The sequence below is a fragment of the Pandoraea capi genome, from assembly GCF_902459735.1.
Lineage (GTDB): Bacteria > Pseudomonadota > Gammaproteobacteria > Burkholderiales > Burkholderiaceae > Pandoraea > Pandoraea capi.
This window is the reverse complement of the sequence record NZ_CABPRV010000011.1, coordinates 198,313-213,688: the sequence shown is the minus strand read 5'-3', so window position 1 is coordinate 213,688 and position 15,376 is coordinate 198,313. Positions and strand designations below refer to the sequence as shown.

Annotated in this window: 13 protein-coding genes; all 13 read left to right on the top strand. The window is 65.0% G+C overall.

The window, feature by feature from the left end; genetic code table 11:
* The first annotated feature begins 52 nt into the window (after positions 1-52).
* The 13 genes from flhD (at position 53) to PCA20602_RS20985 (ending at position 15,308) form a co-directional block, all read left to right on the top strand.
* The gene (gene flhD, locus PCA20602_RS21045; RefSeq protein ID WP_023598340.1) at positions 53-370 is read left to right on the top strand and encodes a flagellar transcriptional regulator FlhD; all 318 of its coding nucleotides are present in this window, start codon (positions 53-55) and stop codon (positions 368-370) included.
* Between the two features lie 86 nt (positions 371-456).
* Positions 457-1,053, top strand: a complete 597-nt coding sequence (flhC, locus tag PCA20602_RS21040; protein WP_150722839.1) for a flagellar transcriptional regulator FlhC — start codon at positions 457-459, stop codon at positions 1,051-1,053.
* Positions 1,054-1,181: 128 nt separating this feature from the next.
* A complete protein-coding gene (gene motA / locus PCA20602_RS21035) occupies positions 1,182-2,042 on the top strand; it encodes a flagellar motor stator protein MotA (protein ID WP_023598342.1) in 861 nt (286 codons plus the stop codon).
* Between the two features lie 12 nt (positions 2,043-2,054).
* Positions 2,055-3,068 carry a flagellar motor protein MotB gene (gene motB, locus PCA20602_RS21030; protein ID WP_150722838.1) on the top strand — a complete coding sequence of 338 codons (1,014 nt, stop codon included), beginning with the start codon at positions 2,055-2,057 and terminating at the stop codon, positions 3,066-3,068.
* Between the two features lie 17 nt (positions 3,069-3,085).
* On the top strand, positions 3,086-3,469 hold the full coding sequence (locus PCA20602_RS21025) for a response regulator (RefSeq protein ID WP_069341125.1): 384 nt from the start codon (positions 3,086-3,088) through the stop codon (positions 3,467-3,469).
* Between the two features lie 51 nt (positions 3,470-3,520).
* Positions 3,521-5,746: a chemotaxis protein CheA gene (gene cheA / locus PCA20602_RS21020; protein WP_150722837.1), complete on the top strand. Its 2,226-nt coding sequence runs from the start codon at positions 3,521-3,523 to the stop codon at positions 5,744-5,746.
* A 17-nt stretch (positions 5,747-5,763) separates the two neighbouring features.
* The gene (locus tag PCA20602_RS21015) at positions 5,764-6,279 is read left to right on the top strand and encodes a chemotaxis protein CheW (protein WP_047906364.1); all 516 of its coding nucleotides are present in this window, start codon (positions 5,764-5,766) and stop codon (positions 6,277-6,279) included.
* Positions 6,280-6,396: 117 nt separating this feature from the next.
* Positions 6,397-8,787 carry a methyl-accepting chemotaxis protein gene (locus PCA20602_RS26225; RefSeq protein WP_150722836.1) on the top strand — a complete coding sequence of 797 codons (2,391 nt, stop codon included), beginning with the start codon at positions 6,397-6,399 and terminating at the stop codon, positions 8,785-8,787.
* Positions 8,788-8,878: 91 nt separating this feature from the next.
* Positions 8,879-10,654, top strand: a complete 1,776-nt coding sequence (locus tag PCA20602_RS21005; protein ID WP_150722835.1) for a methyl-accepting chemotaxis protein — start codon at positions 8,879-8,881, stop codon at positions 10,652-10,654.
* A gap of 196 nt (positions 10,655-10,850) precedes the next feature.
* Positions 10,851-12,503 carry a methyl-accepting chemotaxis protein gene (locus PCA20602_RS21000; RefSeq protein ID WP_150722834.1) on the top strand — a complete coding sequence of 551 codons (1,653 nt, stop codon included), beginning with the start codon at positions 10,851-10,853 and terminating at the stop codon, positions 12,501-12,503.
* A 111-nt stretch (positions 12,504-12,614) separates the two neighbouring features.
* A complete protein-coding gene (locus PCA20602_RS20995) occupies positions 12,615-13,556 on the top strand; it encodes a CheR family methyltransferase (protein ID WP_139133372.1) in 942 nt (313 codons plus the stop codon).
* A gap of 1 nt (position 13,557) precedes the next feature.
* Entirely contained in the window at positions 13,558-14,232 is a 675-nt protein-coding gene (gene cheD, locus PCA20602_RS20990) for a chemoreceptor glutamine deamidase CheD (RefSeq protein ID WP_069344481.1), read from the top strand.
* Positions 14,229-15,308: a protein-glutamate methylesterase/protein-glutamine glutaminase gene (locus PCA20602_RS20985; RefSeq protein ID WP_150722833.1), complete on the top strand. Its 1,080-nt coding sequence runs from the start codon at positions 14,229-14,231 to the stop codon at positions 15,306-15,308. Before cheD ends, PCA20602_RS20985 begins: the two co-directional genes overlap by 4 nt.
* Positions 15,309-15,376 lie beyond the last annotated feature (68 nt).

Below are 15,376 nucleotides of genomic sequence, written 5' to 3'. Positions count from 1 at the left end.
GAGGGAATAGACAGTAGTACCGCCAGATTCATCCATTGCGCCGGGGGGCCGCATGCGAAACAGCGAAACACTGAATGAGATTCGTGAGTTGAATCTCTCCTACCTCGTCCTGGCTCAACGCCTGATCCGTGAGGATCGCGCGGCGGCAATGTTCCGCCTGGGCATCAGCGACCAGCTTGCCGACGTCCTCGGCAGCCTGACCCTTGCTCAACTCGTCAAGTTCGCGGGGTCGAACCAGCTCTTGTGCCGATTTCGATTCGACGACCACGTGATTCTTTCGAGCCTCACGCACGGCGCGAAAGACGTGGGTATGCAGCAGTCGCACGCTTCGATTCTGCTCGCGGGTCAGCCCGTCGAGCAGATCGGCTGAACGTACGACATACGCGACGCACGCCTCGCGCCGTCCCTGTCGTATGAGTGGACTGCGCTTGGCGTGATTTGCCAGGAAGCCTGTATATGCGTACCAAAAGCGTCGTTCTCGAGGCCCGCGAGATTCAGCTGGCCATCGAACTGATCGAACTCGGCGCCCGCCTCCAGTTGCTGGAGGCGGAAACGAGCCTGAGCCGCGACCGGCTCATCAAACTCTATAAAGAACTCAAGGGCGCCTCGCCGCCCAAGGGCATGCTGCCGTTCTCGACCGACTGGTTCGTGACGTGGCTGCCCAACATCCACTCGTCGCTTTTCCACAACATCTACCGCCACCTCGTGCAATACGGCGGCTGCCAGGGCATCGAGGCCATCGTGAAGGCCTACCGCCTGTACCTGGAACACGTGGAATTACATGGTTGGGAAGCGGTGCTCGGATTTACCCGGGCGTGGACGCTCGTGCGCTTCTTCGACAGCAAGATGTTGCAGATGACGCCTTGCACGCGCTGCGGCGGTCACTTCGTCACTCACGCCCACGAGCCGCATGGTCAGTACGTTTGCGGCCTGTGCCAGCCGCCGTCGCGCGCCGGAAAGACCCGGAAAGCAAAACACGCGCACGCCGCCGATCTGGCGCCGGCCGTGGCATCCGCCGAGCCGGACTCGGACATTTCCCCATTGGCCGCCTGAACGGGCCGCCCGACGAGAACACCCTGAGGTAATCCCGCCCCTACAGTTTCCCTGCGTGTCTGCCGTTAAGCCCTCTGAACAGGAAGGACATTTTTCCGTAGACGTATTTTTGCGAGAGGTATCCGGCAGTGCTTGTCGTCATTGGTTACATCATCGTTCTGGCATCGGTCTTTGGCGGCTTCGTCATTGGCGGGGGCCACTTGGGCGCGCTGTTTCAGCCGACCGAGCTGCTGATCATCGGTGGCGCGGGCGTCGGCTCGTTCGTGGTGGGCAACAACAGCAAGGCGATCAAGGCGACGATGAAAGCGCTGCCGATGCTGTTCAAGGGCTCGAAATACACCAAGGAGCTGTACATGGAGCTGATGGCGCTCCTGTACGTGCTGCTCGCGAAAGCGCGTAAGGACGGCATGCTCGCCATCGAAGGGGACGTCGAAGATCCGGCATCGAGCCCGGTGTTCTCGCAATACCCGCGCATTCTGGGCGAGCCGCGCATCATGGAATTCCTGACCGACTATCTGCGACTGATGGTCAGCGGCAACATGAACGCGTTCGAGATCGAGAACCTGATGGATCACGAAATCGAAACGTACCGCCATGAGGGCGAAGTGCCTGCCCACTGTCTGCAAAAGACGGGCGACGCCATGCCGGCCTTCGGGATCGTGGCGGCCGTGATGGGCGTGGTGCACACGATGGCGTCTGCCGACCAGCCGCCGGCCGTGCTCGGCGCGCTCATCGCGCAGGCGCTCGTGGGTACCTTCCTCGGCATTCTGCTCGCCTACGGCTTCATCTCGCCGCTGGCGCAACTCATCGAACACCGCATCAACGAATCGGTGAAGCTCTACGAGTGCATCAAGGTCACGCTGCTCGCCAGCCTGAACGGCTACGCTCCGGCCCTGTCGGTCGAGTTCGGCCGCAAGGTGCTGTATTCCACCGTACGTCCGTCGTTCGCCGAGCTCGAAGAGCACGTGCGACAGGTCAAGGCACGTTGACGGGCGAGCGCAATGAGCGAGAAAGAAGAGCGGCCCATCATCGTCAAGCGCCGCAAAGCCGGCGGGCATGGCCATCACGGCGGCGCGTGGAAGATTGCGTACGCCGACTTCATGACGGCCATGATGGCGTTCTTTCTGCTGATGTGGCTGCTCAGCTCCGTGAGCAGCAAGGAACTCACCGGTATCGCGGAATACTTCCGCACGCCGCTCAAGGTCGCCCTCACCGGCGGACGTAACGCCGCCGACAACAGCGGCGTGATCCCGGGCGGCGGCACGGACACCACGCGTACCGACGGCCAGAAGGCGCGCGGCGATCAGGCACGCGCGCGTAACGCGACCACGGCCGAGATGGCCGAGCGTGCCGACGCACAACGTTTGCGCGATCTCAAAGCGCGCATCGAGAAAGCGATCGAAAGTAACCCCACGCTCAAGCAGTTCCGCAAGCAACTGCTCATCGACGTGACGACGGAAGGTCTGCGCATCCAGATCGTGGACGACCAGAACCGTCCGATGTTCGCCAATGCGAGCGCGCAGGTGCAGCCGTACATGCGCGACATCCTGCGCGAGATCGGCAAGTCGCTCAACGGCGTGCCGAACAGCATCAGCCTGTCCGGTCACACCGACGCCACGGCGTACGCGCAAGGTGACAAGAGCTACAGCAACTGGGAATTGTCGGCAGATCGCGCGAACGCGTCGCGTCGCGAACTGATTGCGGGCGGTCTCGATGGCGAGAAGGTACTGCGCGTGGTCGGACTGGCGTCCACCGTGCCGCTCGATCGCGACGACGCCTACAACCCGATCAACCGTCGCATCAGCATCATCGTGCTCAACCGCCGCGCCGAGCAGTCGGTCAAGCACGAAGTCGATCAACCGACCATCGACGCCGCGAACGTACGCGGCGCAGGCAGCAACGCGGTGAGCGCAGCCATGAGCGGTGAGCTTCCGGCCGTGCCGGGTGTGCCGAATCTGCCCGCGCCCCCCGCACCGCCGACAGCCCCCACGGCGCCGGGCACGAGTCCGCGATAACCGACAAGAGGAGACGCATGCAGGCCATTCGCAACACGATTCTCGCCGTCGACGATTCCGCGTCGATGCGTCAGATTCTGGCGGCAACGCTCGACGAGGCCGGCTACGCCGTGACGACCGCCCGCGACGGGCAGGAAGCGCTGGCGCTGGCGTCGAACGCGAGCTTCGATCTGGTGCTGACCGATCAGCACATGCCCGGCATGGACGGCTTGTCGCTCATCCGCGCGCTGCGCGAGCTCGACACGTTCGCGCAAACGCCCATTCTGGTGCTGACGACGGAAGTCGACAGCGCCTACAAGACGGCCGCCCGCGATGCGGGCGCCAGCGGCTGGCTGATCAAGCCGGTCGACCCTGAAGCATTGCTCGACGTGGTCGGTTCGCTCGTCGGCGAAGGCGCTTGACGATGAAGTCGACGGCGTCGATGGCACAACCAAGTTAGCACGAGGAAACCGGTGGATATCACCCAGTTCTACCAGACCTTTTTCGATGAAGCGGAAGAGTTGCTCGCTGAGATGGAGCACCTCCTGCTTGCACTCGACGTCAGCGCGCCCGATAACGAGCAACTGAACGCGATCTTCCGGGCGGCGCACTCGATCAAGGGCGGCGCTGCGACGTTCGGTTTCACCGCGCTGACCGAAACCACACACTTGCTGGAAAACTTGCTCGATCGCGCACGTCGAGGCGAATTGCAGTTGCGCACCGAGATGGTCGATACCTTCCTGGAAACCAAAGACGTGTTGCATCAACAGTTGAATGCCTACCGCGCCTCCAGTGAGCCCGATGCCGAGGCGATGAAGCGCATCTGCGCCGTACTCCAGCAACTGGCCGCCGAAGGTGAGGGCGCACCGGTTTCCGCGGCACCTACCTCGCCGTTCACGCAGTCCGCAGCTCCCGCACCTGTTGCGGCTCCGGCCGCACCGGCTGAAGCGGCCGAGCCTGCAACGGACGCCAGCGGAGCGCCGAGCGGCGCCATCCCGCCGGGCCAGACACGCCTGAAGGTCACGCTCACCGGCGTGGGCGAAAAGGATCAGACGCTGCTCGCGGAAGAACTGGGCAACCTCGGTACCGTGGCCGGTCGCCAGTCGGTCGGCGACGCGCTGCACCTGTGGCTCGACACCACCTGCGACGCCGACGACATCCTCGCCGTGTGCTGCTTCGTGATCGAACCGTCGCAGATCGACGTGCAGGACGCGTCGGCAGTGGCCGCGCCTGCCCCTGCACCGGAACCGGCTGCCGCCCCGGTGCAGACGTCCGAAATCTTCACGCCGGCCCCGGCCCCGGCCGCGTCCGCACCGATCGAAGTGCCCGCCGCTATGGCGCCGGTCGCTGCTGCACCGGCTGCGACCGAAGCCGTCGTGCCGCCGCCTGCGGCCGAGCCGATCGTCGTGCCGCCTGCGGCACCGCCGGCCGCCGCCTCCGGTGGCGGAAACGGCGCGCATCATCCGCCCGAAAAGCGTGCCGCGGCGCCCGCCGCCGGCGGCGCTGCCGGTCACGAGAACAGCTCGATTCGCGTGGGCGTGGAAAAGGTCGACCAGCTCATCAACCTCGTGGGCGAACTGGTGATCACGCAGGCCATGCTCGCCCAGACGGCCAGCAGCCTCGATCCGATGCTGCACGACCGCCTGTTCAACGGCATGGGGCAGCTCGAACGCAACGCGCGCGACTTGCAGGAAGCCGTGATGTCCATCCGCATGATGCCGATGGATTACGTGTTCTCGCGCTTCCCGCGTCTGGTGCGCGATCTCGCGACCAAGCTCGGCAAGCAGATCGAACTCGTCACGTTCGGGCAGGCGACCGAACTCGACAAGAGCCTGATCGAGCGCATCATCGATCCGCTCACGCACCTGGTGCGTAACAGCCTCGACCACGGTATCGAGACGACCGAACTGCGCGTGGCCTCGGGCAAGGACCCGGTGGGCCAGCTCGTGCTGTCCGCCGCGCATCAGGGAGGCAACATCGTCATCGAAGTGAGCGATGACGGCGCGGGGCTGCGTCGCGAGAAGATTCTCGCCAAGGCGCAGCAGCAGGGCATGAACGTGTCCGACTCGATGGCCGACGAGGAAGTCTGGCAACTGATCTTCGCGCCGGGCTTCTCCACCGCCGAAGCCGTGACCGACGTGTCGGGCCGTGGCGTGGGCATGGACGTCGTCAAGCGAAACATCCAGCAGATGGGCGGCCACGTGGAGATTCTCTCCACGCGCGGCAAGGGCACCACGATCCGCATCGTGTTGCCGCTCACGCTCGCCATCCTCGACGGCATGTCCGTCAAGGTCGGCCCGGAGATATTCATCCTGCCGCTGAACTTCGTGATGGAGTCGCTGCAACCGCGTCGCGACGACATCCGTGCGGTGACCGGCGAAGGCCAGGTCGTGCTGGTGCGCGGCGAGTACCTGCCGCTCGTCGAGCTGTACCGCGCGTTCGACGTGCCCGAGGCGCGTCTCGATCCGACGCAGGGGATCATCGTCATTCTGCAAGCCGAAGGGCGCCGCTTCGCGTTGCTCGTCGACGAACTGGTCGGTCAGCAGCAAGTCGTGGTGAAGAACCTCGAAACCAATTACCGCCGTATTCACGGTATTTCCGCCGCCACCATCATGGGTGACGGCAGTGTGGCATTGATCGTCGACGTGGCGGCGCTCCAGCGCGGTCAGCGGTCGGCCGTCGCCACCATCTTCAACTGAAGTCGGAGACGCGTTAGATGGACAACCTTTCGCAAGAGCAGGCCGTGTCGCGCCACGCAGGCGCCATGCAGACCGATGGCGACGGCCAGGAATTTCTCGTCTTCACGCTCGGTGAAGAGGAGTACGGCATCGACATTCTGAAGGTGCAGGAAATTCGCGGCTACGACGCGGTCACGCGCATCGCCAACGCCCCCGACTTCATCAAGGGCGTGATCAACCTGCGCGGCATCATCGTGCCGATCGTCGACATGCGCATCAAGTTCCGTCTGGGTCGCGTCGAATACGACACGCAGACGGTCGTGATCATTCTGAACGTGGCGGGTCGCGTGGTCGGCATGGTGGTCGACGGCGTGTCCGACGTGCTGACGCTCGCTCGCGGCGAAATCAAGCCGGCGCCCGAGTTCGGCGCGCAACTGGCCACCGAGTACATCACGGGGCTGGGCACGGTCGAAGGCCGCATGCTGATCCTGATGGACATCGAGAAGTTGATGACCAGCGACGACATGGCGCTCATCGAGCGTCTGGCGAGCTAAGTCAGACCGGTAACGGCAGCGAGACGCCAAAGTGCCAATCAGCAGGCGGGCCGAGACACCCGCCGCGTCACCCTTACAGACATAACCCACTCACCCCAGTCCACGGAGACCGAGCACGTGCGCGATAACCAGCCCGTTACCCAGAACGAATTCGTCATCGGCGAGCATCAGTACCTGATCTCTCGGACGGATCTGAAGGGGCGGATCACGTACGCCAATCCCGCCTTCGTGGAGGTGAGCGGCTATTCGCGCGACGAACTGCTGGGGTCGCCGCACAACATCGTTCGCCATCCCGACATGCCCGCCGAGGCCTTCGGCGATTTGTGGGAGACGATCAAGCGCGGCGACACGTGGACCGGGCTGGTCAAGAACCGCCGCAAGAACGGCGACTTCTACTGGGTGCTGGCCACCGTTACGCCGACGCTGGAAAACAACGCGGTGGTGGGCTATACGTCCGTCCGTGTGCGTCCGGCCGCAGGCGCCGCTGCGCAAGCCGAAGACATCTACGCGCGCTTTCGCAACGGACAGGCTGGCAGCCTGCGCATTCGGGGCGGCCAGGTCGAGCGTGGCGGCATTGCCGCGATCGCGCGTCGTGTGCGTCTGGACACGCTGCGCGCACGGCTGACCGGCATCATTGTGCTCGGCGCGGTCCTGCTTGCGATCGTCGGCGGGCTGGGCCTGTGGGGCGTGTCGAGCAGCAACACCAAGCTGTTGCAGGTGTATCAGAACGGCATGGTGCCGGTGAGTACGCTGGGCACGATCGGACAGAAGCTCGATCGCGACGTGTGGCTCGTGGCCGAGGCCGTCGGCAGCCCGAACCTCGACACGATGAAGCGCGCGGGTGACGAGATCGCAGGCAGTCTCGACGACATCAACCGCCAGTGGGCGGAGTACATGAAGACGGTCGACGCCAACACGCGGGCGCAGGCCGAGCGCTTCGACGTGATTCGTCAGCGTTTCACCAGCGACGGTCTGCAAAAGACGGTCGAGATGCTGCGGGTCGGTTCGGCCGAGGGCGCGCAGCAGACGTATCTGGAAAAAGTGAAGCCGGCCTACGGCCCGATGCGCGACGAGCTGAACGCGCTCACGCGCCTCGAACTCACGCAGGCCACCGATCTGTATCAGCAGGCGCAGAAGGAACACACGCTGGTGCGCGCGGCGACAGCGGTGGCGGTGATCGGCGGCATCATCATGCTGTTCGTGCTCGGCAGCATTCTGCGCCGAGCGATCAATCATCCGCTGCGCGTGGCGCTGGCCATGTCGAAGCAGATCGCGGCGGGCGACCTGACGGGCAAGGCCGAAGGCACCGGGCGCGACGAGATCGGCCAGTTGCTGTTCGGGCTGACGGTGATGAAGAACAGCTTGCTGTCCATCGTCTCGGACGTGCGTGAAGGCATCGAATCGATCAACATCGCCTCGCGCGAAATCGCAGCGGGCAACACCGATCTGTCGGCGCGTACCGAGCAGCAGGCCGCGTCGCTGGAGCAGACCGCGTCGTCGATGGAAGAGCTGACGGCGACCGTCAAGCAAAACGCCGACAACGCCAAACAGGCGAGCGTGCTGGCCGTGAACGCCTCGGAGATCGCCGCGCGCGGCGGTCAGGTCGTGGGTAACGTCGTCGACACGATGCAGGGCATTTCGACGAGCTCGCACAAGATCGCCGACATCATCAGTGTGATCGAAGGCATCGCGTTCCAGACGAACATTCTGGCGCTGAACGCGGCCGTGGAAGCCGCCCGCGCGGGTGAGCAGGGTCGCGGCTTCGCCGTGGTCGCAGGCGAAGTGCGCACGCTGGCGCAGCGCAGTGCCGCCGCCGCGAAGGAAATCAAGGTCCTCATCGAAGACTCGGTCGGGCGCGTGGAGAACGGCTCGGCGCTGGTGGCGCAGGCCGGTCACACGATGGACGAGATCGTGCAGGCCGTGCAGCGCGTGACGGACATCATGGGCGAGATCTCGGCGGCGTCTGCCGAGCAGTCGAGCGGTATCGAGCAGGTCAACCGCGCTGTGACGCAGATGGATGAAGTCACGCAGCAGAACGCGGCGCTGGTCGAAGAAGCGGCGGCTGCGGCCGGATCGCTGGAAGATCAGGCGCACCGTCTGCGCGACGCCGTGTCCGTCTTCCGGGTCGGCGACGCGTTCCAGGCGGCCGGCGCACCGAGCGCTCGCCACGCCATCGCACACACCAGCACGATGACCACGCGCCAGCCGGTATCGAAGCCGGTATCGAAGCCGGTGGCGACGACGGCAGCAGCACAGGCAACGCACGCCGCACCCGTGGCGCAGACCGCTCAGGCGGGCGCGGCACCGGCGCGCGCGAGCGCAGGCGGCGCGGCGACGCGAACGGCGACACGTCGCCCGCAGGCCACGTCGCCCGCTGCGACGGACACACAGGAAGATGCACAGGTGCTGCAACTGGCAGCACGTCGGGGCAAGCCCCCGGCCGGCGGATCGACGGGTACAACGTCGACGGCAAAGACCAGTGACCCGGGCGACTGGGAAGAGTTTTGACGGTACGTGGATGCAAAGCGTCGGCCAAGAGTCGAGATTGTTGTGATGGCTATACCGGTCAGAGGCCGGTCTTCACGGGGTAGAGGTCGTTATGTTTAAGAATGTCACCATCCGGGCACGGCTTACGCTGGCGCTTGGACTCTTCATGGTGCTGCTGATTGTCGGCGCAGCGGTGGGACTTATCTCGCTGCGACAGAGCAACGCATCGCTACAACAGATCTATACGAACGACATGGCGTCGGCGCGCTCGCTCGCGCAGACGACGATCTCGACGTTGGGCGCGCGCGTGACGCTGTCGCGTATCGAGTTCATTGCCGATCCGACCGAGATCAAGTCGGCCATCGAGAGCGTACGTGCCAATCTCAAGAAAGCGGACGATGCCTGGGCATCCTACGCAGCGCTGCCGATGAGCGATCAGGAGAAGGGCCTGGCCGACGCCGTGGTTGCGGCACGCGGCAAGGTGAACAACGACGGCATTCTGCCCGCGCTCAAGGCCATCGAATCGGGTGACATTCCCGACTTCCACGCGAAGACGGTCATGGACGTGCCGCGCCTGTTCGCCGATTACACCAAGGCGATGACGACCCTCGCCGACATGCAGGTCACGAACGCCGAGACCCGTTACGCTCAGGCGCAAGCCCGCTACACGATGGTGATGTGGATGGTCGGCATCGGTCTGGCGGTCGGCCTGCTGGTCGGCATCGTGACGCAGGTCACCCTCACGCGCGCCATCGTCGGCCCGATCGACGACGCCATCAAGCACTTCGAGAAGATCGCCGGCGGCGACCTCACGCAACGCATCGACGTGTGGAATGACACCGAGACGGGGCGTCTGTTCAAGGGCGTGAAGCACATGCAGGACAGCCTCGTGCGCACCGTCGCCGAGGTCCGCTCGGGCACCGAGTCGATCACGTCCGCCGCGCAGCAGATCGCCGCGGGCAACACCGATCTGTCGGCCCGCACCGAACAACAGGCTGCATCGCTGGAAGAGACCGCATCGTCGATGGAGCAACTGACGGCCACCGTGCGTCAGAACGCCGACAACGCCCGTCAGGCCAGCCAGCTTGCCGTGAACGCTTCCGAAATCGCCACGCGTGGCGGTCAGGTGTCCGGTCAGGTCGGCGAAACGATGGACGGCATCTCGACGAGCTCCAGCAAGATCGTCGACATCATCAGCGTGATCGACGGCATTGCGTTCCAGACGAACATTCTGGCGCTGAACGCAGCGGTGGAAGCCGCGCGTGCCGGCGAGCAGGGCCGCGGCTTCGCCGTGGTTGCCGGTGAGGTGCGTACGTTGGCCCAGCGCAGTGCGGCGGCCGCGAAGGAAATCAAGGCGCTGATCGAAGACTCGTCGCGTCGCGTGCAGGACGGCACGGCGCTCGTCGCCCAGCAGGGCCACACGATGAACGAGATCGTGCAGGCCGTGAAGCGCGTGACCGACATCATGGGTGAGATTTCGGCAGCCTCTGCCGAACAGTCGAGCGGCATCGAGCAGGTCAACCGCGCGATCACGCAGATGGACGAAGTCACGCAGCAGAACGCGGCGCTGGTCGAGGAAGCGGCGGCTGCCGCCGGCTCGCTCGAAGAGCAGGCCAACCGTCTGAAGACGACGGTGTCGGTGTTCCGCGTCGACGCCAGCCAGGCGGCTGCAAGCCATGTCGCCCCGGCGCTGGCGGCGCTGCCCGTCGCACGTCCGGCGGCCGTGAAGAAGGCGGCGGCGCCAGCAGCGTCGGCCCCGGCGGCTGCGCCCAAGGCCACGCCCGCACCGGCACCGTTGCGCAAGCCTGCCCCCGCGGCGACACCGGCAGCATCGGCTGCTGCGCGCACCGGCACGGACGACGCGAACGGCGACTGGGAAACGTTCTGATCGCGTAACGAAGGCGCATTAACGCAGTCACGCAACAACTTACAGGAACGGTGCACGCGTCTCTCCCCGCGCAGCAGGATCGCGGGGAAGCCAGAGGCGCGTGTCGGCAAGTGGCAACAATCGGCAAGACAAACGCCGTCGTGCGCGCCGCACCTCAGTGCAGCGCCCGGGCAGGCGGGTGGTGGAGGGTCACATCATGATGCAGTTGAGTCTCAAGGCAAAACTCTGGTCGGCGCTCGCGCTGATGTGGCTGGGTCTTTTGATTCTCGGCGGCTGGGCTGCGTGGCATGAGCGCGGCATGATGACGTCGGAGCGTCGCGCGTCGGTCGAGAACATCGTCACGAGCGCCGATGGCATCGTGCGCGAATACGCCGCGCAGGCGGCGGCCGGCAAGATCACCGTCGACGAGGCGAAACAGCAGGCGATGGCGCGCCTGAAAGCCATGCGCTACGGCGAGGGCGGCAACGGCTACGTGGTCATCTTCGATACCAGGCCGACCGTGCTCATGCATCCGACGCTCGCCGATCTGGTGAACAAGGACGTCTCCACCTACAAGGATTCGAACGGCAAGCTGCTCTATGTCGAAATGGCGCGCGTGGCCAAGGACAAGGGCGCGGGCTTCGTCGACTACTTCGGGCGTGTTGCCGGCAGCGACAAGCGTCTCGCCAAACTCTCGTTCGTAAAGTATTACGCGCCGTGGGACTGGGGAATGATGAGCGGCGTGTATGTGCAGGATATCGACGAGGCCTTCTACGCCACGCTCGCACGCTTCGGCATCGCCTTGCTCGTCATCGGCGCCATCGTCACGGCCGCGATGATCATGATCATCCGCAACGTCCATCGCAGCCTCGGCGGCGAACCCGAATATGCGTCCGAGATCGCGCATCGCATCGCGAGCGGCGATCTGCATAGCCATGTGAACGTGGCGCAGGGCGATACGCAGAGCCTGCTGTACGCCATGCAACGCATGCAGCACACGCTCGCCGGCACCATCTCGCAGATCCGCGAAGGTACCGAGTCGATCACGACGGCTGCGCACGAAATCGCGGCGGGCAACACCGATCTGTCGGCGCGCACCGAGCAACAGGCGGCGTCGCTCGAAGAGACCGCGTCGTCGATGGAACAACTCACCGCCACCGTGCGCCAGAACGCCGACAACGCGCGTCAGGCGAGCCAGTTGGCCGTGAACGCGTCCGAGATCGCCACGCGCGGCGGGGAAGTCTCCGGGCAGGTCGGTGCGACCATGGACGGTATTTCGACCAGCTCGACCAAGATCGTCGACATCATCGGTGTGATCGACGGCATTGCGTTCCAGACGAACATTCTCGCGCTGAACGCGGCCGTGGAAGCTGCCCGCGCGGGTGAGCAGGGACGTGGCTTCGCCGTGGTGGCCGGCGAAGTGCGCACGCTGGCGCAGCGCAGTGCGGCGGCGGCGAAGGAAATCAAGGCGCTGATCGAAGATTCGTCGCGTCGTGTGCAGGACGGCACGGCGCTGGTGGCGCGTCAGCGTCAGACGATGGAAGAGATCGTGCAGGCCGTCAAACGCGTGACGGACATCATGGGCGAGATCTCGGCGGCGTCTGCCGAACAGTCGAGCGGCATCGAGCAGGTCAACCGCGCTGTGACGCAGATGGACGAAGTCACGCAGCAAAACGCGGCGCTGGTGGAACAGGCAGCTGCGGCTGCGGGGGCGCTGGAATCGCAGGCGCACGAGTTGCGCGCGGCGGTGTCGGTGTTCCAGACCGGCGGCATGGGGGGCGTGAGCGGTATGGCGGCGGCAGGCAGCGTGCACGCGCTCGGTACGCCGGGTCGCGACGGCACACCGCGACCGATGGCTCGCGCGGCATGAGCCGGGCAGCGCAGCGCAAGGGCATCGCTGGTTTAGCAGTAACGACGTCGGCAGTTTAGTAGTGGAAATGGGGATCGGCGGGCACGTGACGCCGTGACAAAGTGAGACACCATGACTGATTCGCGCAACACCTCGCATCTGACGCGTCGCGGTGCCTCCGGCACCGACGGCGACGCTGGCTCGCGCAGCGCGGATTTCGCGCGCGCAAGCGGTGCCGCCCTCTCGGGCGAGCGCGACTTCGCCTTCTCGCTGGCCGACTTCGGCCGTATTCGCAACCTGATCTACCAGCGTGCCGGGATTGCGCTGGCCGAGCACAAGCGCGAGATGGTGTACAGCCGCATCGCCCGGCGCCTGCGTGCGCTCGGCATGACGAGCTTCACCGAATACCTCGACATGCTCGAAGCCGATACCGGCGACAGCGAATGGGAGTCGTTCACCAACGCGCTGACGACGAACCTCACGTCGTTCTTCCGCGAATCGCACCACTTCCCTCTGCTGGCCGACTTCGTACGCAACCGCGCCAAACCGATTTCCGTATGGTGCTGTGCGGCATCGACGGGCGAAGAGCCGTATTCGATCGCGATGACGCTGGTCGACACGCTCGGCTCGCGTCCCAATGCGAGCGTGATCGCCACCGACGTCGACACCCAGGTGCTCGCGCGCGCCTCCGCCGCCGTCTACAACGGCGAGCAGACCGGCAAGCTTTCGCAGGAACAACTGCGTCGGCACTTCCTGCGCGGCACGGGGGCGAACTCGGGGAAGATCAAGGTGCGTCCCGAATTGCAGCAACTGGTCACGTTCGAACCGCTCAACCTGCTCGCGCCGTCGTGGCACATCGGCGGGCCGTTCGATGTCATCTTCTGCCGCAACGTGATGATCTACTTCGACAAGGCCACGCAGGCGCGCATTCTGGAGCGCTTCGTGCCCTTGCTCAAGCCGGATGGCCTGCTCTTCGCGGGCCACTCGGAAAACTTTACGTATGTGAGCCGGGCGTTCCGTCTGCGTGGGCAGACGGTGTACGAACTGGCCGGTGCAGGCGCACGGGGAGCCTGAGATGGCACAGCCACTGGCCGAAGCGCTGGCGACCAACCATTACTTCGACAATGCGTTCAACACGCAGGCGGTGAAGTTGCTGCCTTCGGAGTATTACGTCACGACCGAAGACATCATGCTCGTGACGGTGCTCGGTTCCTGTGTTGCCGCGTGTGTGCGCGACAGCGTCACGGGCATCGGCGGCATGAACCATTTCATGCTGCCCGACGATGGCGAAAGCGAGCGCGACCGGTTACTCTCGGCGTCCATGCGTTACGGTGCCTACGCGATGGAAATGCTCATCAACGAGCTGATCAAGCTCGGCGCGCGGCGCGAGCGTCTGGAGGCGAAAGTCTTCGGCGGCGGCGCGGTGCTCGCGGGCATGACCACATTGAATATCGGCGATCGCAATGCGAATTTCGTGTTGCGCTATCTCGAGATGGAGCAGATTCGCGTGACTGCGCAGGATCTGCTCGGACCGCATCCGCGCAAGGTGTGCTTTTTGCCGCGCACCGGGCGGGTGATGGTCAAGAAGCTGGGCGATCGGGGCGATCCGGCCATCGTCCAGCGGGAACAGGCGTACGCGCAGCGTTTGCGTGCACGCGAAGTACGGGGCTCCGTAGAACTCTTTGCGCCACCGGCCAGAAATGCCAAGCCTCGGCCGGGGCCTGACAACCGAAAAATGGAGGAGGCTTGAGCGAACCAATCAAAGTCCTGTGCGTGGACGATTCCGCACTTGTGCGCAGCCTGATGACGGAGATCATCAATGCGCATCCGGACATGACCGTCGTGGCGACCGCACCCGATCCGCTCGTGGCGCGTGACCTGATCAAGCAACACAACCCGGACGTGCTCACGCTCGACGTCGAAATGCCGCGCATGGACGGGCTGGACTTCCTCGAGAAGCTCATGCGCCTGCGTCCGATGCCGGTGCTCATGGTGTCGTCGCTGACCGAGCGTGGCTCGGAGGTCACGATGCGCGCGCTCGAACTCGGGGCAGTGGACTTCGTGACGAAGCCGCGTCTGGGCATTCGTGACGGCATGCTCGAATACGGCGAGATGATCGCCGACAAGATTCGTGCTGCCGCGCGCGCCCGCGTGCGCAGCGCGCCGCCCAAGAATGCGGCGCCGGCGCCGGTGGAAGCCGCGCCGATGCTGCGCAACCCGCTGGTCTCGACGGAAAAGCTGATCATCATCGGCGCGTCGACGGGCGGCACGGAGGCGATTCGCGAAGTGCTCGTGCCGATGCCGCCGGACGCGCCGGCGATTCTGATCACGCAGCACATGCCGGCGGGCTTCACCAAGTCGTTCGCACAGCGCCTGAACGGGCTTTGCCGCATCACGGTGAAGGAAGCCGAGCATGGCGAGCGTGTGTTGCCAGGGCATGCGTATATCGCGCCGGGCGGCGACACCCACCTGCAACTCTCGCGCAGCGGCGCGAACTACGTGGCGCTGCTCGATCCGGCGCCGCCCGTGAATCGACATCGGCCGTCGGTCGATGTATTGTTTCGCTCCGCAGCCGTGCACGCGGGACGTAACGCCATCGGGGTGATTCTCACGGGCATGGGCCGCGACGGTGCGGCCGGCCTCGTGGAGATGCGCCGCGCCGGTGCGCACACGTTCGCGCAGGACGAAGCGAGCTGCATCGTGTTCGGCATGCCGCGCGAGGCCATTGCGATGGGCGGCGCGGAAGAGGTGGTGCCGTTGCACGAGATGGCCCGAAAAGTGCTTCATCAGGTCGCGAAATTCGGCGAACGCACGCAACGGGTATAGTTCGGTTTTTGGCGTTTTTTCGCCGTATGGTCCGCAGCGATTTGCGTCCACACTCAGGGCACTGAGTG

Bases quoted from the DNA above. Each gene is read 5' to 3' on its own strand.
- flhD (WP_023598340.1), top strand. From the start codon at position 53: ATGCGAAACAGCGAAACACTGAATGAGATTCGTGAGTTGAATCTCTCC.
- flhC (WP_150722839.1), top strand. From the start codon at position 457: ATGCGTACCAAAAGCGTCGTTCTCGAGGCCCGCGAGATTCAGCTGGCC.
- motB (WP_150722838.1), top strand. From the start codon at position 2,055: ATGAGCGAGAAAGAAGAGCGGCCCATCATCGTCAAGCGCCGCAAAGCC.
- PCA20602_RS21025 (WP_069341125.1), top strand. From the start codon at position 3,086: ATGCAGGCCATTCGCAACACGATTCTCGCCGTCGACGATTCCGCGTCG.
- PCA20602_RS21015 (WP_047906364.1), top strand. From the start codon at position 5,764: ATGGACAACCTTTCGCAAGAGCAGGCCGTGTCGCGCCACGCAGGCGCC.
- PCA20602_RS21005 (WP_150722835.1), top strand. From the start codon at position 8,879: ATGTTTAAGAATGTCACCATCCGGGCACGGCTTACGCTGGCGCTTGGA.
- PCA20602_RS21000 (WP_150722834.1), top strand. From the start codon at position 10,851: ATGATGCAGTTGAGTCTCAAGGCAAAACTCTGGTCGGCGCTCGCGCTG.
- PCA20602_RS20995 (WP_139133372.1), top strand. From the start codon at position 12,615: ATGACTGATTCGCGCAACACCTCGCATCTGACGCGTCGCGGTGCCTCC.
- cheD (WP_069344481.1), top strand. From the start codon at position 13,558: ATGGCACAGCCACTGGCCGAAGCGCTGGCGACCAACCATTACTTCGAC.